1 protein-coding gene is annotated in these 468 nt (G+C 57.5%); it reads right to left on the bottom strand.

Annotation, left to right across the window (positions count from 1 at the left end; all coding sequences use genetic code 11):
• Positions 1-377, bottom strand: a 377-nt coding sequence (locus A3754_RS07875) for an NAD(+)/NADH kinase (protein WP_197468559.1), incomplete at its 3' end; no start/stop codon positions are given.
• Positions 378-468: the final 91 nt, after the last annotated feature.

Genomic DNA, 468 nt, shown 5'->3' with positions numbered 1-468 from the left:
TTCTCCGTACTGTACTCGCCATCCAGCACCTGACCGACCCGGGATTCGATTTCAGAGGGAAGAATGTCGGTAAGAAAACCCAGGTGGCCGCGGTTCACACCCAGTACCGGCACGTTATAGCGGGACAACGTACGCGCTGCGCCCAGCAGGCTACCATCCCCGCCAACCACAATCACCAGATCACAGGACTCCCCCATTTGTGAGGCACTGGCGGCCTGCAAGCCCATCTCCGGGAGATTGCCGATAATGTGTTTATCGAGGATGACGGTGCAATCACGGCCATGCAGGAAGTGGATCAGCTGGCGCAACGAATAGAGCGCCTGCTCACTTTCAGACCGTGCGATTAAACCAATATTGCGAAATTTCTCTTGCGCCACAGGGGGGATCTCATTCAGGTAATGCTGCGTCGGGTGATGCGAAACCCGAAGGCCGGGCAGCCTCACCATCCGGCAAGCGCTACCCCTGAGT

The sequence above is a fragment of the Alcanivorax sp. HI0083 genome, from assembly GCF_001635175.1.
The sequence above is the reverse complement of the archived record's forward strand: the minus strand, read 5'-3'. Positions and strand labels throughout refer to the sequence as shown.